At 73.4% G+C, this 2,194-nt stretch carries 3 protein-coding genes; all 3 read left to right on the plus strand.

Annotated features, from left to right (window positions below; translation table 11 throughout):
- Positions 1 to 735, plus strand: a 735-nt coding sequence (locus OO014_RS19215) for a class F sortase (protein WP_272463936.1), incomplete at its 5' end; no start/stop codon positions are given.
- A 41-nt stretch (positions 736 to 776) separates the two neighbouring features.
- Positions 777 to 1,346: an RNA polymerase sigma factor gene (locus OO014_RS19220; protein WP_272463937.1), complete on the plus strand. Its 570-nt coding sequence runs from the start codon at positions 777 to 779 to the stop codon at positions 1,344 to 1,346.
- A complete protein-coding gene (locus tag OO014_RS19225; protein WP_272463938.1) occupies positions 1,333 to 2,064 on the plus strand; it encodes an anti-sigma factor in 732 nt (243 codons plus the stop codon). Before OO014_RS19220 ends, OO014_RS19225 begins: the two co-directional genes overlap by 14 nt.
- Positions 2,065 to 2,194: the final 130 nt, after the last annotated feature.

A 2,194-nucleotide genomic window follows, 5' to 3' on the forward strand; every position in this document is an offset into this window, starting at 1 on the left:
CGCTCGAGGGCACGGGCGGCGGCCGCGGTGGCCGCCGCCCTGCTCGCGGGAGGCGTCACCACCTGGGCGACCGCGCCCTCCGGCCACAGCCCCGACCCGGCGGCGACCCTGACCTCGACCGCATGGTCGGACCCCACCGCCGACGGACTGGCCTTCCCCGCCACGCCTGCTCCATCCCAGGACCAGGCCGACTCAGTGCGCTCGGTCGACCGTGAGCGGACCCTGCCGCAGCTGACCGTCCGGGACGCCGGCCTGGGCACCGATCTCGGCGCCGGTCGCCGGAGTGGGCTCACGCACCCGACCCGGCTCCAGATCAACCACCTTGACCTGTCGATGCCGGTTCGGCCCGTCGGCGTCGCCCGTGACGGACAGATGGCCCTGCCAGCCACGCCCGCGCTGATGGGGTGGTACGAGCACGGCCCGCAGCCCGGGGACCCGGCCGGAGCGACGGTCCTGGCCGCGCACCGGGACCTGCCCGGCTACGGGACCGGGCCGGCCGCCCGGCTCGAACGGCTGGAACGGGGCGACGTCGTCACAGTCCGATCCGGGAACGCGGTGCAGCGGTACCGGGTGACGGAGGTGGCCCGGCTGAAGAAGCAGACGCTCGACCTCGATGCCCTCTTCAGCCGGGCCGGCCCACCCCGGCTGCACCTCGTCACGTGCAGCGGCCGCTTCGACCGCGCGACGGGGACCTACGAGCAGAACCTCGTCGTCGTCGCCCTCCCGATCCCATGAGTCCGGCCGGTCGCGCCGCTGCTGCCGGATATCGTGTGCTCGTGGCCGTCCCCGACGAGCCCGAGGTCGACTCGGGCGACCTGGCTACCGCGCTCGCCGCGGGCTCCACGGACGCGCTCGCGGAGATCTACCGGCAGTGGTCGGGCCTCGTCCACACCATCGCCCTCCGTTCGCTCGGCGACGTGGGCGATGCCGAGGATGTCACCCAGCAGGTATTCGTCTCCGCCTGGAACGGCCGGCACACGTTCCGACCCGAGCACGGCAGCATCTCCGCCTGGCTGGTCGGGATCACGAAACACCGGATCGCCGACCTGCGCACGCAGCGCTTCCGCAACCACCGGAACCTGAAGGCCGTGGCCCTCGAGCCGTCTGCCACCACCTCGGTCACGGACGACAGCGACTGGGCCGAGCGCCTCCTGCTCGTCCACGAGCTCGAGCGGATGGGTGACCCACGCGCCCTGATCCTGCGGATGGCGTTCCTGCAGGACCGGTCGCACGACGACATCTCGAGCACCTTGGGCCTGCCCCTCGGCACGGTCAAGAGCCACATCCGCCGCGGCCTGGTCCAGCTGCGCGAGCGACTGAAGGAGGTGGACCGTGTCTCATCTTGACGACGATGAACTGGCCGACGCCGCACTCGACGCAGAAGACCTGACCCCAGGTGCGCGTCAGCATCTCCGAGGCTGCGACACGTGCGCGGACGCCGTGGGCGAGCTGCGTCGCACCGCGGTCCTCGTCTCCCGGGCCGCCACCGTCCTGCCCTCCCCCGCCGGCTGGGAGCAGCCCGCCCCGCAGGTCTGGGACCGCGTTGCGGCTGCGATCGCGGACCCCGCCGTGCCGGCGCCCGTTGCGGCAGGGGTGACCGACGTGGACTTCCCGCGCGCGCGGCGACCGCGCGTGTGGCCCTGGGCCGCCGGGATGGCCGCCGCAGGTCTCGCGCTGGGCCTGCTCACCGGGCGAGCCCTCTGGAGCGAGTCCCCGCCCCCGGCGACGACGGTCGCCCAGGCGGAGCTCGACACCCTCGACACGCAGCAGCGGATGGGCGAGGCGCTCGTCGTGCGCACCGACTCCGGGGTCGACCTGCGGGTCGCGACGGCAACCACCCTCGACGCGGCTGACGGCTACCTCGAGGTCTGGCTCATCAACAGCGACGGCAAGCGCATGGTGTCCGTCGGCGTACTCGACGCCGCCTCCGGAACCTTCCCGATCAGCCAGACCCTGCTCGACCAGGGCTACGTCGTCGTGGACATCTCCCGAGAGCCCTTCGACGATCGGCCCGAGCACTCGGGCGACAGCCTGGCGCGGGGCGCCCTGCCCAGCCAGACCTGACGCGGCCCGCCGGTGAACCCCAGCTCGAGTGGCCCCGTGATCCACAGGGTGGGTGGTGGGAGGGGGTGTGGACGGTGGGGCCACTCGAGGGCGTGGGGGCTGGGAGCGAGCCCAGCGGCATACGGCCACC

The sequence above is a fragment of the Intrasporangium calvum genome (genome assembly GCF_028446585.1).
Taxonomy (GTDB): domain Bacteria; phylum Actinomycetota; class Actinomycetes; order Actinomycetales; family Dermatophilaceae; genus Intrasporangium; species Intrasporangium calvum_A.